This is a genomic window from Burkholderia sp. DN3021 (assembly GCF_049805555.1).
In the GTDB taxonomy this organism is placed as follows: Bacteria; Pseudomonadota; Gammaproteobacteria; order Burkholderiales; family Burkholderiaceae; genus Burkholderia; species Burkholderia pyrrocinia_C.
Window position 1 is genome coordinate 23,570 of sequence record NZ_JBNCAB010000048.1, and the last position, 14,616, is coordinate 38,185.

The window sequence follows — 14,616 nt, forward strand, 5'->3', positions numbered from 1 at the left end:
CGGTTTTTTTATGTGCGGCCGTTTATGCGCGATTCAGGTCGGCACAGCCTTGCCCGTGTCGCGCGAACCGCTGCCGCCGCGACGCCGGTTCGCGACCGGCGCATGCTGCGCCATCAGGTCGGCGATCCAGTCGACGAAGACGCGCAGCTTCGCGCTGACGTGCCGGTTCGGCGGGAACGCGACGTACATCGGCATCGGTTCGAGTTGCCACGCCTCGAACAGCGGCACCAGGTCGCCGCGCTCGCGATGCGCGACAGCCATGTAGTCGGGTAGCCACAGAATGCCCAGCCCGGCGAGGCCGGCCTCGAGGTATGCATTGCCGTCGTCGACGGCGAGCACGTAGCGCCCGCGCACGTCGACGCGCTCGCCGTCGCATTCCATCGCAAACGGCAGCGCCTTGCCGGTACGCGCCCACAGAAAACCGACGGTCCGATGATGCGTGTCTTCCAGTTCAGCCGGATGCGACGGCGTGCCGGCGCGCGCGAGATAGGCCGGCGACGCGTATACGCCGAGCCGCAGGTCGCCGACGCGACGCGCGACCAGCGAACGGTCGGCCGGTTCGCCGCCGCGCACGACGCAGTCGACGTTCTCGCCGATCACGTCCACCACGCGGTCGCTCACGCCCATGTCGAGCTGGATGTCCGGGTAGCGCGCATGGAACGCCGGCAGCGCGGGGATCAGGATCAGGCGCGCGAACGGGCTCGGTACGTCCACGCGCAGCCGCCCCCTGGGCGACGCGGACGCTGCGGACAGGCTCGTTTCGGCATCGTCCATGTCGGCCAGCAGCCGCACCACGCGCTCGTAGTACGCGGCGCCGTCGGCGGTGACGACGACCTTGCGCGTCGTGCGGTTGAACAGCTTCACGCGCAGCCGCGCTTCGAGCTGCTGCACCAGTTGCGTGACGGTGGTGCGGCTCATGTGCAGCGTCTCGGCCGCCTTCGTGAAGCTGCCGGCTTCCACTACGCGGGCGAACGCCTGCATTGCGTCGAATCGATCCATCGGGTCAGGGCTCCGCGTCGGTCGGAAATTGTTTGGGGCGCGCAAACAGTGTTGGACAGGGTTGCCGGTTTATCCGCCGGGCGACGGTCATTAAAGTGCCTTCATCGTTGATGCAGGGGCGGCTTCGCCCCACTGACTGATGGAGGTGTTGGATGGCAAAGCGTAGCGTAGTTTTTCCGCCCGGTCGCCAGGCGCTGTACGAGCGCAACCGCTATTCGCCGGCGCTGCGCTCGAACGGTTTCCTGTTCGTGTCGGGGCAGGTCGGCAGCCGCGACGACGGTTCGCCCGAGCCGGAGCTGGGCGCGCAGGTTCGCCGCGCGTTCGACAACCTGAACGCGGTGCTGCGTGCGGCCGGCTGCACGTTCGACGATGTCGTCGACGTGACGGTGTTCCTCGTCGACCCCGAAGCGACGTTCGAGCGGATCTGGGAGATCGTCCCCGAGTACTGGGGCGATGCGCCGCATCCGACGCTGACCGCCGTCGGCGTGACCTGGCTGTACGGCTTCCAGTTCGAGATCAAGGCGATCGCGCGGCTGCCGGAATTCGTCGACGGGTGAGGTGACCGGCAGCGCCCCCGCGTTCCGAGGCTGGCTTGCGGACGAAGTCGCGGCGGTGCGTGCATGGCGCCGTCATCGCGCGTGCTATCGTGCCCGCATCGCCACCGCACGACGTCCGGAGCTGGACGTGTTCCTCCGATGAGCCAACCTGAAAACGACCTCGCGATCCTGCTGCGCACGATGCAACCCGAACTGCATCCGGGCGCGTTCGCGTTTGTCTCGCTGCCGACCGATGCGGACGTATCGTTATCCGAAACAATCGCGACGTTACGCGAAGCGAAAGGGCTGACGGTCGTCGTCGGCGAGGAGGTGGCCGTGCGTCACGGCTGGCCCGTGCTGTTCCGCGCCGCGTGGATCACGCTGACCGTGCATTCCGATCTCGCGGCAGTCGGCCTCACCGCGGCGTTCGCGGGGGCGCTCGGCGCGGCCGGGATCAGTTGCAACGTGATGGCGGCCGCGTACCACGATCACATCTTCGTGCCGTTCGACGACGGCCCCCGCGCCCTCGAGGCGCTCGTCGCGCTGCAGCGCGACGCGATGCACGGCTAGCGCGTGGCGCATTCGGAACACGCAAAAAAAAACGGGCCCGTCACCGGGCCCGCGAACGGAGAGGATTGCGCCGGCAACCGGCGCACGGCGGCTTACTTGACCGCGCCGCCCTCGAACCAGGCGGCGAGCTTCGTCCGCTCGTCGTCGGTCATGTGCGTGACGTTGCCGATCGGCATCGCCTTCAGGCGCACGGCCTGTTCGTAGATGCGCTGCGCGTTCTTCGACACTTCGTCCGGCGTATCGAACAGCACGCCCGCGGGCGCGCTGCCCATCAGCGTCGGCTTCGACGAGTGGCACTCGACGCAGCGCTGCTGCAGGATCGGCATGATGTCGTTGATCACGATCTTCGGCGCGTTGGCGGCCTGCGCTTCCGGTGCGACCGGCTTCGGCATCGTCCACACCAGCGCGCCCGACAGCAGCGCGACGCCGCCGATCGGCAGGTACCACAGCTGCTTGCCGCGGTGACGCATCACGAAGAACTGGCGGATCAGCGCGCCGGCCAGCATGATCAGCACGAGCACGATCCAGTTGAACTTGTTCGTGTACGTCATCGCATAGTGGTTCGACAGCATCGCGAACACGACGGGCAGCGTGAAGTACGTGTTGTGCACCGAGCGCTGCTTGCCGCGCTTGCCGTAGATCGGGTTCGGCTCTTCGCCCTTGAGCATCTTGTCGACCATCTTGCGCTGGCCGGGGATGATCACGAAAAACACGTTCGCCGACATGATCGTCGCGAGCATCGCGCCGACGATCAGGTACGCGGCACGGCCCGAGAAGATGTGGCACGCGAGGTACGCTGCGACGACGACGTAGAGGCCGACGCAAATGCCGAGCACGCGGTCGTTGGTGCCGAGGATGCGGCACAGCGAGTCGTAGACGATCCAGCCGGCTGCGAGGAAGCCGAGCGCGGATGCGACGGCGACGACCGGGCCCATGTCGAGCACGCTCTTGTCGATCAGGTACGTGTTCGGCGCGAGCAGGTACAGCACGAAGAACAGCGAGAAGCCCGACAGCCAGGTCGTGTACGACGGCCACTTCGACCAGTGCAGGTCATCCGGCATTTCCGGCGGGGCGACCGTGTACTTCTGCATGTTGTAGAAGCCGCCGCCGTGGACGTGCCACAGTTCGCCGAATACCCCGCGCTTGCGCTGGTTCGGGTCGGTCGGCGGTTTCAGGCTGTTGTCGAGCGCGACGAAATAGAACGACTCGCCGATCCACGCGATGGCGACGATGACGTGCAGCCATCGCAGCGCGAGGTTCAGCCAGTCGGTGATGAAGCCTTCCATGAAACTCCTCCAGACTCAGATCGTTTGTCTTTGATGCGGGCGCCGATGCGTATGTCAGCTGCCGCGATAGGTGCTGTACGACCAAGGCGACACGAGCAGCGGCACGTGGTAGTGCGAGCCGGTGTCGGCGATGCCGAAGCGCAGCACGACGCGGTCGACGAAACGGGGTTCGGGCACCTTCACGCCGAGCGACGCGAAGTAGTCGCCGGCATGGAACACGAGTTCGTATTCGCCGGCGGCGAGCGCGGCGCCTTCGAGCAGGGGTTCGTCGCAGCGGCCGTCGCTATTGGTCAGCACGGTCTTGATCGCGCGGCGCGATTCGCCGTCCAGCGCGTAGAGGTCGACCTTGATTGCGGCGCCGGGACGACCGTGCGCCGTATCGAGTACGTGGGTAGTGAGCTTTCCCATTCGTTGAGTCCTTGTGTGAATGCGAGGTTCGGCGGCGACTCGATCCATTGACTGTGCGGCGGATCGAGGCTCCACGTCACGTGGCTACATACCCGTCGGCGAGGTGAAGCGAGCGCCGTGCAGGCATTGTAAAAAGGTTCCCTGCGCAAATACGGGCGCGATATCAAAGATAATGCGCCGCGCATAAGCGGCTGTCGACGGCACGCCGACAGGGCTTCCAGCGGGCGTTTCGGGCATCCGGCGGCAGGACGGACCAAGCGCGCGCGGCGTACCATATCGGAACCGTGAAGTGCGGTATTCGGGGTCGCGCATTGTGCGCCGCGCGTGCTTGGGCGATCCTCCCGCCGTGCGCGTCGGCCTGTGGCCCGCGCGTACCCCGAAGACGGCGAGCACGCCGGGTAACCGGGCCAGGGCGTTCGAACGGACGCAGGCACCGGGGCGTGCCGCGATTCAGCGTTCGAACGGCTTTGTGACCGCCCCCAGGATCAGCCCCTGGGAGCAGACCGACGCGGAGAACGCATGAACCTCGAGCAGCACGCCGGCGCACGCGCGCCGAACCCATCCCCATCCCGCCCGAAAACCCTGCTGGTCAAGCACGCCGACGTGCTCGTGACCATGGACGACACGCGCCGCGAATTGCGCGACGCGGGGCTCTACATCGAAGACAACCGGATCGTCGCGGTCGGCCCGACCGACGAGCTGCCCGACACGGCCGACGAAGTGCTCGACCTGCGCGGCCACCTCGTGATCCCGGGGCTCGTGAACACGCACCACCACATGTACCAGAGCCTCACGCGCGCGGTGCCGGCCGCGCAGAACGCCGAGCTGTTCGGCTGGCTCACGAACCTGTACCGGATCTGGGCGCACCTGACGCCCGAGATGATCGAGGTGTCGACGCTCACTGCGATGGCCGAGCTGCTGCAGTCGGGCTGCACGACGTCGAGCGACCACCTGTACATCTACCCGAACGGCAGCCGGCTCGACGACAGCATCGGCGCCGCGCAGCGAATCGGCATGCGCTTTCACGCGAGCCGCGGCGCGATGAGCGTCGGCCAGCGCGATGGCGGGCTGCCGCCCGATTCGGTCGTCGAGCGCGAACCCGATATCCTGCGCGACACGCAGCGCCTGATCGAGACCTATCACGACGAAGGCCGCTACGCGATGCTGCGCGTGGTGGTCGCGCCATGCTCGCCGTTTTCGGTGAGCCGCGACCTGATGCGCGACGCGGCCGTGCTCGCGCGCGAGTACGGCGTGTCGCTGCACACGCACCTGGCGGAGAACGTCAACGATATCGCATACAGCCGCGAGAAGTTCGGGATGACACCCGCCGAATATGCGGAAGATCTCGGCTGGGTCGGCCACGACGTATGGCATGCGCACTGCGTGCAGCTCGACGATGCGGGCATCGGACTGTTCGCGCGCACCGGCACGGGCGTCGCGCACTGTCCGTGCTCGAACATGCGGCTCGCGTCGGGTATCGCGCCGGTGAAGAAGATGCGTCTCGCGGGCGTGCCGGTCGGTCTCGGCGTCGACGGCTCCGCGTCGAACGACGGCGCGCAGATGGTCGGGGAAGTGCGACAGGCGCTGCTGCTGCAGCGGGTCGGTTTCGGGCCCGATGCGATGACCGCGCGCGAAGCGCTCGAGATCGCGACGCTCGGCGGCGCGAAGGTGCTGAACCGCGACGATATCGGCGCGTTGAAGCCCGGCATGGCCGCGGACTTCGCGGCGTTCGACCTGCGTCAGCCGCTGTTCGCGGGGGCGCTGCACGATCCGGTCGCGGCGCTCGTGTTCTGCGCGCCGTCGCAGACGGCGTACACGGTGGTGAACGGGAAGGTGGTGGTGCGGGAAGGGCGGTTGGCGACGCTCGATCTGCCGCCCGTCATCGAGCGCCATAACGCGCTCGCGCATGCATTGGTCGACGCATCGCGCTGAACGAAGCCTGAAGCGATACGGCGGCCGCCTTGCCGGGCGTGCCGCCAGCTGCTGGCCGTCACCGCGCCGCGACGGCGCGGGCGGCGTGTGCCGTTACGCCTCGATCAGCGTGCGGGTGGCTTCGGCAACGAGGCTGCGCAGCCAGCGCACTTCGTCGGAGTAGTGGCAGCGCTCGTGCCACAGCTGGTAGTACTGCATCGGCGGGAAGTCGAGCGGCGCCGGCACGACCGACAGCGGCAGGAACTTCGCGTAGTGATCGGCGAACAGGCGCGTGGTCGTGAAGATCAGGTCGGACTTCACGAGCACGTACGGCGCGAGGTTGAAGTACGGCAGCGTGACGACCACGTGGCGCTTGAGCCGTTCGCGCGCAAGATGCACGTCGATCGCGCCGCGCTGGCCGACCGAGTACGGCGTCGGCGCGAGATGCGGCGCGTTCAGGTACTGGTCGAGCGTGAGCCCGCCGCGCTTCGCGAACGGGTGCGTGTTGCTCATCAGGCAGACGATCTCGTCGACGAACAGGTTCGACAGGTGCAGCTGCTCGGGCGGTTCGGGCCAGTTGCCGACGACGATGTCGAGCTTGCCGTCTTCCAGCGCGAGTTCGTAGTCGAACGCGGGGCCGAGCGAGTGAAACTCGAGCGTTGCGTTCGGCGCGGCCAGGCGGAAGCGCTCGACGACGGTCGGCACGAACAGCACGTTCAGGTAGTCGGGGCAGCCGATCCGGTAGCAGCGGATTGACGTGGCCGGGTCGAAGTTGTGCTGCTGGAACTTGATGCGCTCGATTTCACGCAGCGCATTCTGCACGGGCTCGAGCAGACGCAGCCCGTATTCGGTCGGCACCATGCCGGATTTGCCGCGCACCAGCAGCGGATCGCCGGTAATGTCGCGCAGGCGCCGCAGCGCGGCGCTGATCGCCGGTTGCGACTGGTTCAGTTTGACGGCCGCGCGCGTGACGCTGCGCTCCATCAACAAGGTGTGCAAGACGCGCAAGAGGTACGTGTCGATCGCCTCGCGTTGCTGACTCATGATTTCTCCGGGTTATATGTCCAGGCTGATCGAGGGGTACTGTGGGTATATCGTTTTTAATATGAACGAAAATCAGCGTCAAGAGATGGATACCCGCAGGCACCCGCCGGCCGGGCCGCGACAAGGGGCCTGAACGGGGACGCGGGGCGCGCGGCGCCGCGCGGATACGCGTTGCGCGTATTCGGATCGCGGCGCGGCGTGTGATGCGGCGGCTGCGTCAGTCGTCGATGCGCATGCCGACCTTCAGCGTGACCTGCCAGTGAACGACCTGGTCGCCTTCGATGTGGCCGCGCGTTTCGGTCACCTGGAACCAGTGCAGGTTGTGCAGCGTCTTGCCGGCCTTCGAGATCGCGTTGCGGATGGCGTCGTCGCTCGATTGCTGCGACGAACCGGTCAGTTCGATCAGCTTGTACACGTGGTCGCTCATGATGCGCTCCCTGGGATATCGGTCTATATCGCCGGTGCAAGCTGCGGTCCCGAGGCGGCGCCGCGCGTGCCCGGCTTCTTGAGTGATAGGTATGATGGGCGGCAAGTGCAACCCATATCGGAGACGAGGAACATCGTGGAAGTCGGATTTTGCGGACCGGGATTGATGGGCGCGCCGATGATTCGGCATTTGCTGGCGGCCGGGCACCGGGTCAGCGTGTGGAATCGCTCGCGCGACAAGGCCGAGGCGCTCGTGAAGGACGGCGCGCAGGTGGTCGGCACGCCGCGCGAACTGGCGGAACGCGTCGATACGGTATTCGTCTGTGTGCTCGACGGGCGCGCGGTCGGCGACGTCGTGTTCGGCGAGCACGGGCTGCTTTCCGGTGACGCGGCGGCGCGCCGCTTGCGGCGCATCGTCGATCATTCGAGCATTCCGCCTGCCGCGACGCGCGACTACGCGGCGCGCGCGGCCGCGCTCGGCGCCGGCTGGGTCGATGCGCCCGTGTCGGGCGGCGTGCCGGGCGCGCAGGCCGGCACGCTCGCGGTGATGGCCGGCGGCCGCGCGGCCGATCTCGACGCGGTGCGGCCGCTGATCGGCACGTACGCGTCGCGCATCACGCACATGGGCGACGCGGGCGCGGGCCAGACGGCGAAGCTGTGCAACCAGGCGATCGTCACCGCGACGGTGACCGCGATCGCCGAGGCCGTCGGCCTGGCGCAGGCGAGCGGCATCGACGCCGCGCGGCTGGCCGAGGCGCTGGCCGGCGGCTGGGCCGATTCGGTGCTGCTGCAGACGTTCGTGCCGCGCATGACGTCGGGTGGTCACGCGTCGATCGGCGCGCTCAGCACGTTCCAGAAGGACGTCGACGCGATCGCCGACGCGGCGCGCGACACGGGCGCGGTGATGCCCGTGTCGGCCACCGTGCAGCAGGTGCTGCGGCTCGGCGCCGCGCAGGGGCTCGCCGGCGCCGATTTCGCCGCGTTCATCGACATCGTGCGGCCCGGCAACGGGCGTCGGCAGGCGGTGTGACGAGCAAGCGGGGCGCGTGAATGGCAGATGGGCCGCCCGGAGGCGGCCCATCGAATGACTGGCGGTTCAGCCGAGGGAGCGTGGTGTCGTGTCGCCGGCATTCTGGCGACCGAGCCCGCCGCGCAGGCTCGCTTTCGTGCCTGCACCAAACTCGGGCAGGATGCGCGCGCGTGCCCGGCTCGCGAATACCAGGAAGCCGAAGCCGTTCGCTTCGTACCAGTACCCGCCGTTCTCGAGGCCGTCCAGCGGCTGCTCGAGCGCGTTGGCGATCGATTCGATGCAGCGCTTGCGCAGCTCGGCGATGGCCGGATAGGGCGGCTGTGCGCCGCGCACGCTGCACAGGAGCACGTCGAGACCGGGCAGCACATGCGCGTAGAGGACGGGTTCGTCCTGCGCACGGGCGCGGGCAATCTTGGTGTCGAGCTGGGCGAAAGGTTTCGAGTGACGCAACACCGCAAGGAATGACTCCTGGCCATCCTGTTGGGCACGCCGACGTTTTTTCGGGAAGGACATAAACACTCGCCTCAAAAACAATTGCAAGAAATGCGGCACTTTCATGCGACCCACTCCCGGCTATGTACGCCGCATGTCGATCCTTTATAGCACACGAAAATGCTGCATTCGTGCAGTACGACGATCAATGTCTCCCGTCGACCTGCTCGCCCTGATCGACACAGCCAGCGTCTTGGCGCCCGTACTGTCGTTTAGTCTCCATCATAGACCCGCTTTCCCCGTGCGTGCATTCGCGCGTCACAAAAAAGTGAGATAGGCCGCAGGCGGCGGGCGGTGCACGGCACGCGCAATAAAAAGGCCCGCACGGGGCGGGCCTGGCAGGCGGGGCGATCGGCGATCAGCGCTGCTTGAGCGAATCGCGGATCTCGCGCAGCAGCACGGTGTCTTCTGGCGTCGCGGCCGGCGCGGCTTCGTCCGGCTTGCGCAGCTTGTTGATGAATTTCACCATCAGGAAAATGATGAACGCGAGGATGACGAAATTGATCGCCACCGTGATGAACGAGCCGTAGCCGAACGCGGCGACGCCGGCGGCCTGCAGGTCCTTGAACGAATCGGGATTACCCTTGAACGTCGGGGGGATGGTGCCGAGCAGAACGAACTTGTTCGAGAAATCCAGGCCGCCCGTCAGCAAGCCGATGACCGGCATGATGAGGTCTTTCACGACCGAGTCGACGATCTTCGAGAAGGCGCCGCCGATGATCACGCCGACGGCGAGATCCATCACGTTGCCCTTGACGGCGAACTCCTTGAATTCCTTGATAATGCTCATGAGCGGCTTTCTCCTGGTTGGTGCGAGGGGAGGCGAGCCGCGACGCGCAGGTTCGCATTGCGTCGAATGAGGGTCGGTGGCACGCCGATGGCCGCATGATAGCGAACGCTCCCCATTGCCGGTAGTCCATCTTGAAATGATTGACAAATCCGCGCGTCGGCGCGGCCGGTCGTGCAGGGGAGCGTGGCGTGCATTGCAGCGCGTCGACGCGCTGCGGGAGGTCAGGTGTTGTCGTCCGTCCAGCCGTCGTCGTTGCTGCCGAGATCGACGTTGCCGTTGCCGCTGCTGCCGTCGCTCCAGTTCGACGCGTCGCCGTGGCCGAGGTCGAAGCCCGGGTCGGCATCCTGCCGGCGGCGCTCGCCGTCGACGATCACGTCGCGTTCGACCACGCGCTCGCGGCCGCCGGACATCGCCTCGCCGAGCAGCACGCCGGTCAGCAGCCCGCCCATTCCGCCGCCGAAACCGCCGCCGCCTTGCTGGATCACGACAGGCGGCTGCTGTTGCGGGTAGGGCTGCTGCGGATACGGCTGGCCCTGCGCGCCCGTCATGCGATCGGCTTCCTGCGCGTATACGGAGCCGCTGCCGTTCGCCGGCGGCGCGGGTTGCGCGGCCGGATCGGGTCGGCCTTCGACGCGTGCCTTCACGCTCGCATGACGCTGTTCGAGTTCGTCGACCTGATACGGCGGCACCGGATTCTTGCCGTTCGCCAGCGCCTCGACGAGCGTGCGCGCGTCGGTCTCGATCGCTTCGAGTTCGCCCGTCAGCGCCGCGGCGCCGGGCGCCGTCGACAGCTTCGCGTCGAGTTTCAGCGGACGGATGTCGTTCAGTACGTCGGTCGCACGCTTGAGCTGCGTGCGGCGTTCGTCGTCGGCGCGGCTGTTGTCGGCCGTGCGTGCGCGCCGCAGCGTCCAGCGCAGCACCAGCGCGATCACCGCGACGATCAGCCCGAGGCCGATCCACATGCCGGTCGACGGGCCGTGTTTTTCGGCCGGCGCGACGGCGGGCGCGAGCGACGGCTGCAGCGTGCCGGCCTGTGTGGCCGATGGCGCGTTGCCGCTCACGCGTGCGGCGTCGGCGCGAATGCGCGACTCGGTCTGCGCGAAGCGCGACGCGTCGGTGAAGCGCAATTGCGGATCGAGCGACTTCGCACGCTGCAGTTGCGCGAGCGCGTCGGACGCGCGGCCTTCGCGGTCCAGCACCTGCGCATACAGGTAACGCGCGTGCGCGTTGTTCGGATGGGCGTCGATGACTTGCGACAGCTGCGTGTCGGCTTGTTGCCAGTTACGCTGCGCGATCGACTGCTCGACCTGCTGCAGCGACGGTACCGCAAACGCGGCGGACGACAGCAGCATCAGCGAGAGGCCGAGTGCGGCGAGAGATTTCTTCATGGTCGAACCGGGCGCTCGCGCCCGTCTCCTGACGATCGGTTCGCGCCGCGGGCCCGGACGGCCCGCGGCGCGGTTGCCCGCGTTTGCCGTTACTGCGCGGGCGTGTCGAGCTGCTTCTTCAGCGCGGCGAGGCGATCCTCGACCGACGGGCCCTTGTTCAGCGCGGCGAGCTTGTCGTCGAGCGCCTTGCCGCTCGACGTGTCGGCCGAATTGAGGCGCGCGTCCGAGCGTGCGTTCTGCAGCGCGACCTTGTCCTCGAGCTTCTGGAAATCCTCGGACAGGTTCTTGCCGCCGATGCCGCCCAGGGCGCTGGCCGCGACATCCTTCGCCTGCGCGATTTCCTGCTTGGCCTGCAGGATGTTCGAGCGCGCGTTCAGGTCGTTGCGGCGCTGGCGCATGTCGGCGATCTGCCCCTTCAGCTTGTCGACCGACGGCTCGAGCGTCGTCAGCTCGGCCGCGAGCGCGTCGCGCTCGGCTTCCGCGTTCGACTGCGCGGCCAGTGCCTCGCGTGCGAGCGCTTCGTCGCCGGACTGCAGCGCGCGCTTCGCGCCGTCTTCGTACTTCTTCACCTTGTCGTCGGCCGCATCGCGCTTGCTGCGCTGGGTCGCGACCTGTGCCTCGATCTCGATCAGCGAATTCTCGGCACGACCGATGCTGTCGTCGAGCTCCCGCACGATCTGCCGTGCGTCGCGCGACGGATCCTGTACCGAATCGGCCGCATCGTTCAGCAGGCCTTTGATCGTGCGCGAAACAGAGTCGAAAAGCGACATGAAATCCTCCGTGGTTGAAAGGCACCGCGTGACCGCGGCAATGCCCGCCGCGGGCCGGTTGCGACCCGCGTGAGCCGGCGGATATTACACCACCGGTTCACTTAAATACGGCTTAAACGCGTGAGTTCAAGCGGCTTGCGTATCGGGATGACAAACCTTTCGCGATTGAAAGAAAATCGGCCGCGCGCGCCATATTGCGTGTCCATGATAGGCCGAGGATGCCGACAATACGTTCCGCAAATCACGGCGTTGCGGGAATTTTTACAAAAAATCGCGAAGGCACCCGGTCGATTTCATTAAAATGCGCTGTCACGTCGCGGGAACGGATCGCCGCGCGGCGGGGTCTGTCGACGTGACAGTCGCATCTCGATGCACCGCTCTGATCCATCCGCTTGCATTTCCGCATGCGTCCGAGGGCGCCACGTACGCCCGCCATTCCGACATGCCAATTATCAAACGACCACCTTCTTCTTCCGACAGGAACGAACCCCACTACACGCTGCGCCGTTCGCCGTCCGGAGCCTATTACCCCGATGACGACGATCGCGACCATCGCAACGACGACCGCCGTGCACAGCGCAGCGGCGGCGGTGGCCGTCGCTCGTTCGGCTCGCGCGTCGCGCTGTGGTTCGTCGGCCTGTTCGTCACGCTGGCGATCGTCGGCGCGCTGATCGTCGGCTACGCGCTGGTCGTGATGGCGCCGCAACTGCCGTCGCTCGATGCGCTTACCAACTACCAGCCGAAGGTGCCGCTGCGCGTGTTCACGGCCGATCACGTGCTGATCGGCGAGTTCGGCGAGGAGCGCCGCAGCCTCGTGCGCTTCCAGGACATTCCGGACGTGATGAAGAAGGCCGTGCTCGCGATCGAGGACTACCGCTTCTACGAGCACGGCGGCGTCGATTTCGTCGGCATCCTGCGGGCGGGCGTCGCCGACCTGATGCACGGCGGCGCGCGCCAGGGCGCGAGCACGATCACGATGCAGGTCGCGCGCAACTTCTTCCTGTCGAGCGAGAAGACCTACACGCGCAAGATCTACGAGATGCTGCTCGCGTACAAGATCGAGAAGGCCCTGACGAAGGACCAGATCCTCGAGCTGTACATGAACCAGATCTATCTCGGCCAGCGCTCGTACGGCTTCGCGGCCGCCGCGCGGGTGTACTTCGGCAAGGACCTGAAGGACATCACGCTCGCGGAAGCGGCGATGCTCGCGGGGCTGCCGAAGGCGCCGTCCGCGTATAACCCGGTCGTGAATCCGAAGCGCGCGAAGGTGCGCCAGGAATACATCCTGAAGCGCATGCTCGAGGTCGGCTACATCACGCAGCCGCAGTACGACGCGGCCGTGAAGGAAGAGATCCACGTGCGCACGCCGGGCAACCAGTACGCGGTGCACGGCGAGTACGTCGCCGAGATGGTGCGGCAGATGATGTACCAGCAGTACAAGGACGAAACCTACACGCGCGGGCTGACCGTCACGACGACGATCAACTCGGCCGACCAGGAAGCCGCGTACCAGGCCGTGCGTCGCGGCATTCTCGACTACGAGCGCCGCCACGGCTATCGCGGGCCGGAAGCGTCGATCAACCTGCCCGCGGCCGGCGACGACCGCGACGAGGCGATCGACGATGCGCTCGCCGATCACCCGGACAACGGCGACCTGCAGTCGGCGGTCGTGCTGTCGGCCTCGCCGAACGCGGTCGAGGTGCAGTTCGTCGGCGGCGCGACGACGACGATCGGCCCGGCCGGGCTGCGCTTCGTGTCGGCCGCGCTCGGGCCCCGCGCGAACAACGCGCTGCGCATCAAGCCGGGCTCGATCGTGCGCGTGCTGAAGGACGGCAAGACGGGCTGGCAGGTCGTGCAGCTGCCGCAGGTCGAAGGCGCGCTCGTCGCGATCGCGCCGCAGGACGGCGCGATCCGCTCGCTCGTCGGCGGCTTCGACTTCAACAAGAGCAAGTTCAACCACGTGACGCAGGCATGGCGGCAGCCGGGCTCGTCGTTCAAGCCGTTCATCTATTCGGCATCGCTCGACAAGGGCCTCGGGCCGGCGACGATCATCAACGACGCGCCGCTGTACTTCCCGCCGAGCGTGCCGGGCGGCGCCGCGTGGGAGCCGAAGGACGACGACCAGCCGGACGGCCCGATGACGATGCGCACCGGCCTGCAGCGCTCGAAGAACCTCGTGTCGATCCGGATCCTCGCATCGATCGGCACGCAGTATGCGCAGCAGTACGTGACGCAGCGCTTCGGCTTCGATCCCGCGAAGACGCCGCCGTACCTGCCGATGGCGCTCGGCGCGGGCCTCGTGACGCCGCTGCAGCTCGCGACCGGCTACGCGGTGTTCGCGAACGGCGGCTACAAGGTCGATCCGTACCTGATCGCCGAAGTCGACGACGCGCGCGGCCAGGCACTGCAGAAGTCGCAACCGGTGATCGCGGGCAGCACCGCGCCGCGCACGATCGAAGGCCGCAACGCGTACGTGATGAACAGCCTGCTGCATACGGTCGCGACGGCCGGCACGGGTGCGGGCACCAACGCACTGGGCCGCAGCGACCTGCAGGGCAAGACGGGTACGACGAACGACGCGAAGGACGGCTGGTTCGCCGGCTACCAGCAGTCGCTCGTCGCGGTCGCGTGGATGGGCTTCGATCAGCCGAAGAGCCTGGGCAGCCGCGAATTCGGCGCGCAGCTTGCGCTGCCGATCTGGGTGAATTACATGCGCACCGCGCTGAACGGCGTGCCGGAGCAGCAGATGCCGATGCCGGATGGCCTGACCTCGCTCGACGGGGAGCTGTTCTACGCCGATCGCACGCCGGGCAACGGCTTCGTCGGGAACGTCGACATCAATCCGGCCGAGAATGCGATCAGCGCGAACGATGCACTCGGCTCGGCCGGCGCGGCAGGGCTCACGCCGCCGCCCGTCACGCCGCAGGAGAAGCAGCAGATCATGGACATGTTCGAGAACAAGTAAG

14 protein-coding genes are annotated in these 14,616 nt (G+C 67.1%); 5 read left to right on the top strand and 9 right to left on the bottom strand.

Going from position 1 to position 14,616, the window contains the following annotated elements:
• Positions 1-33: 33 nt before the first annotated feature.
• On the bottom strand, positions 34-999 hold the full coding sequence (locus ACPUER_RS22435; RefSeq protein ID WP_175961062.1) for a LysR family transcriptional regulator: 966 nt from the start codon (positions 997-999) through the stop codon (positions 34-36).
• 152 nt (positions 1,000-1,151) lie between these two features.
• Between ACPUER_RS22435 and ACPUER_RS22440 the strand changes: the two genes are divergently transcribed.
• Entirely contained in the window at positions 1,152-1,556 is a 405-nt protein-coding gene (locus tag ACPUER_RS22440) for a RidA family protein (protein ID WP_175961061.1), read from the top strand.
• 138 nt (positions 1,557-1,694) lie between these two features.
• Positions 1,695-2,105, top strand: a complete 411-nt coding sequence (locus tag ACPUER_RS22445; protein WP_425132147.1) for an ACT domain-containing protein — start codon at positions 1,695-1,697, stop codon at positions 2,103-2,105.
• Positions 2,106-2,197: 92 nt separating this feature from the next.
• Here ACPUER_RS22445 and ACPUER_RS22450 read toward each other — a convergent pair whose 3' ends face one another.
• Positions 2,198-3,391 carry a urate hydroxylase PuuD gene (locus ACPUER_RS22450; protein ID WP_072437131.1) on the bottom strand — a complete coding sequence of 398 codons (1,194 nt, stop codon included), beginning with the start codon at positions 3,389-3,391 and terminating at the stop codon, positions 2,198-2,200.
• A 54-nt stretch (positions 3,392-3,445) separates the two neighbouring features.
• Positions 3,446-3,799 (bottom strand): hydroxyisourate hydrolase, encoded by a 354-nt coding sequence (uraH, locus tag ACPUER_RS22455; protein WP_011352401.1) that lies wholly within the window; start codon positions 3,797-3,799, stop codon positions 3,446-3,448.
• Positions 3,800-4,318: 519 nt separating this feature from the next.
• Between uraH and ACPUER_RS22460 the strand changes: the two genes are divergently transcribed.
• Positions 4,319-5,731, top strand: a complete 1,413-nt coding sequence (locus ACPUER_RS22460) for an 8-oxoguanine deaminase (protein WP_425132148.1) — start codon at positions 4,319-4,321, stop codon at positions 5,729-5,731.
• Between the two features lie 93 nt (positions 5,732-5,824).
• On the opposite strand, the gene ACPUER_RS22465 is transcribed toward ACPUER_RS22460, so the two are convergent.
• Both ACPUER_RS22465 and ACPUER_RS22470 read right to left on the bottom strand, forming a co-directional pair.
• Positions 5,825-6,754 carry a LysR substrate-binding domain-containing protein gene (locus ACPUER_RS22465; RefSeq protein WP_006478550.1) on the bottom strand — a complete coding sequence of 310 codons (930 nt, stop codon included), beginning with the start codon at positions 6,752-6,754 and terminating at the stop codon, positions 5,825-5,827.
• Positions 6,755-6,971: 217 nt separating this feature from the next.
• Positions 6,972-7,181: a dodecin gene (locus tag ACPUER_RS22470; RefSeq protein ID WP_011549586.1), complete on the bottom strand. Its 210-nt coding sequence runs from the start codon at positions 7,179-7,181 to the stop codon at positions 6,972-6,974.
• Between the two features lie 135 nt (positions 7,182-7,316).
• On the opposite strand from ACPUER_RS22470, the gene ACPUER_RS22475 reads away from it, so the two are divergent.
• Positions 7,317-8,210 (top strand): NAD(P)-dependent oxidoreductase, encoded by an 894-nt coding sequence (locus tag ACPUER_RS22475; RefSeq protein ID WP_175961055.1) that lies wholly within the window; start codon positions 7,317-7,319, stop codon positions 8,208-8,210.
• 66 nt (positions 8,211-8,276) lie between these two features.
• Here ACPUER_RS22475 and ACPUER_RS22480 read toward each other — a convergent pair whose 3' ends face one another.
• From ACPUER_RS22480 to ACPUER_RS22495, 4 genes are all read right to left on the bottom strand, one after another.
• Entirely contained in the window at positions 8,277-8,723 is a 447-nt protein-coding gene (locus ACPUER_RS22480; protein ID WP_027784713.1) for a hypothetical protein, read from the bottom strand.
• A 337-nt stretch (positions 8,724-9,060) separates the two neighbouring features.
• Positions 9,061-9,492 (bottom strand): large conductance mechanosensitive channel protein MscL, encoded by a 432-nt coding sequence (gene mscL, locus ACPUER_RS22485; RefSeq protein WP_175961053.1) that lies wholly within the window; start codon positions 9,490-9,492, stop codon positions 9,061-9,063.
• Between the two features lie 221 nt (positions 9,493-9,713).
• Positions 9,714-10,880, bottom strand: a complete 1,167-nt coding sequence (locus tag ACPUER_RS22490; RefSeq protein WP_310141116.1) for a tetratricopeptide repeat protein — start codon at positions 10,878-10,880, stop codon at positions 9,714-9,716.
• Positions 10,881-10,969: 89 nt separating this feature from the next.
• Positions 10,970-11,650 (bottom strand): PspA/IM30 family protein, encoded by a 681-nt coding sequence (locus tag ACPUER_RS22495; protein ID WP_059233905.1) that lies wholly within the window; start codon positions 11,648-11,650, stop codon positions 10,970-10,972.
• 442 nt (positions 11,651-12,092) lie between these two features.
• Here ACPUER_RS22495 and ACPUER_RS22500 point away from each other — a divergent pair, with 442 nt between their 5' ends.
• Positions 12,093-14,615, top strand: coding sequence for a penicillin-binding protein 1A (locus tag ACPUER_RS22500; protein WP_425132149.1), 2,523 nt, complete (start codon positions 12,093-12,095; stop codon positions 14,613-14,615).
• The last annotated feature ends 1 nt before the right edge of the window (position 14,616 follow it).

Coding starts and splice junctions, on each gene's coding strand:
- mscL (WP_175961053.1), bottom strand. CDS start 9,492: ATGAGCATTATCAAGGAATTCAAGGAGTTCGCCGTCAAGGGCAACGTG.
- ACPUER_RS22500 (WP_425132149.1), top strand. CDS start 12,093: ATGCCAATTATCAAACGACCACCTTCTTCTTCCGACAGGAACGAACCC.
- uraH (WP_011352401.1), bottom strand. CDS start 3,799: ATGGGAAAGCTCACTACCCACGTACTCGATACGGCGCACGGTCGTCCC.
- ACPUER_RS22460 (WP_425132148.1), top strand. CDS start 4,319: ATGAACCTCGAGCAGCACGCCGGCGCACGCGCGCCGAACCCATCCCCA.
- ACPUER_RS22450 (WP_072437131.1), bottom strand. CDS start 3,391: ATGGAAGGCTTCATCACCGACTGGCTGAACCTCGCGCTGCGATGGCTG.
- ACPUER_RS22435 (WP_175961062.1), bottom strand. CDS start 999: ATGGATCGATTCGACGCAATGCAGGCGTTCGCCCGCGTAGTGGAAGCC.
- ACPUER_RS22470 (WP_011549586.1), bottom strand. CDS start 7,181: ATGAGCGACCACGTGTACAAGCTGATCGAACTGACCGGTTCGTCGCAG.
- ACPUER_RS22490 (WP_310141116.1), bottom strand. CDS start 10,880: ATGAAGAAATCTCTCGCCGCACTCGGCCTCTCGCTGATGCTGCTGTCG.
- ACPUER_RS22445 (WP_425132147.1), top strand. CDS start 1,695: ATGAGCCAACCTGAAAACGACCTCGCGATCCTGCTGCGCACGATGCAA.
- ACPUER_RS22480 (WP_027784713.1), bottom strand. CDS start 8,723: ATGTCCTTCCCGAAAAAACGTCGGCGTGCCCAACAGGATGGCCAGGAG.
- ACPUER_RS22495 (WP_059233905.1), bottom strand. CDS start 11,650: ATGTCGCTTTTCGACTCTGTTTCGCGCACGATCAAAGGCCTGCTGAAC.
- ACPUER_RS22465 (WP_006478550.1), bottom strand. CDS start 6,754: ATGAGTCAGCAACGCGAGGCGATCGACACGTACCTCTTGCGCGTCTTG.
- ACPUER_RS22440 (WP_175961061.1), top strand. CDS start 1,152: ATGGCAAAGCGTAGCGTAGTTTTTCCGCCCGGTCGCCAGGCGCTGTAC.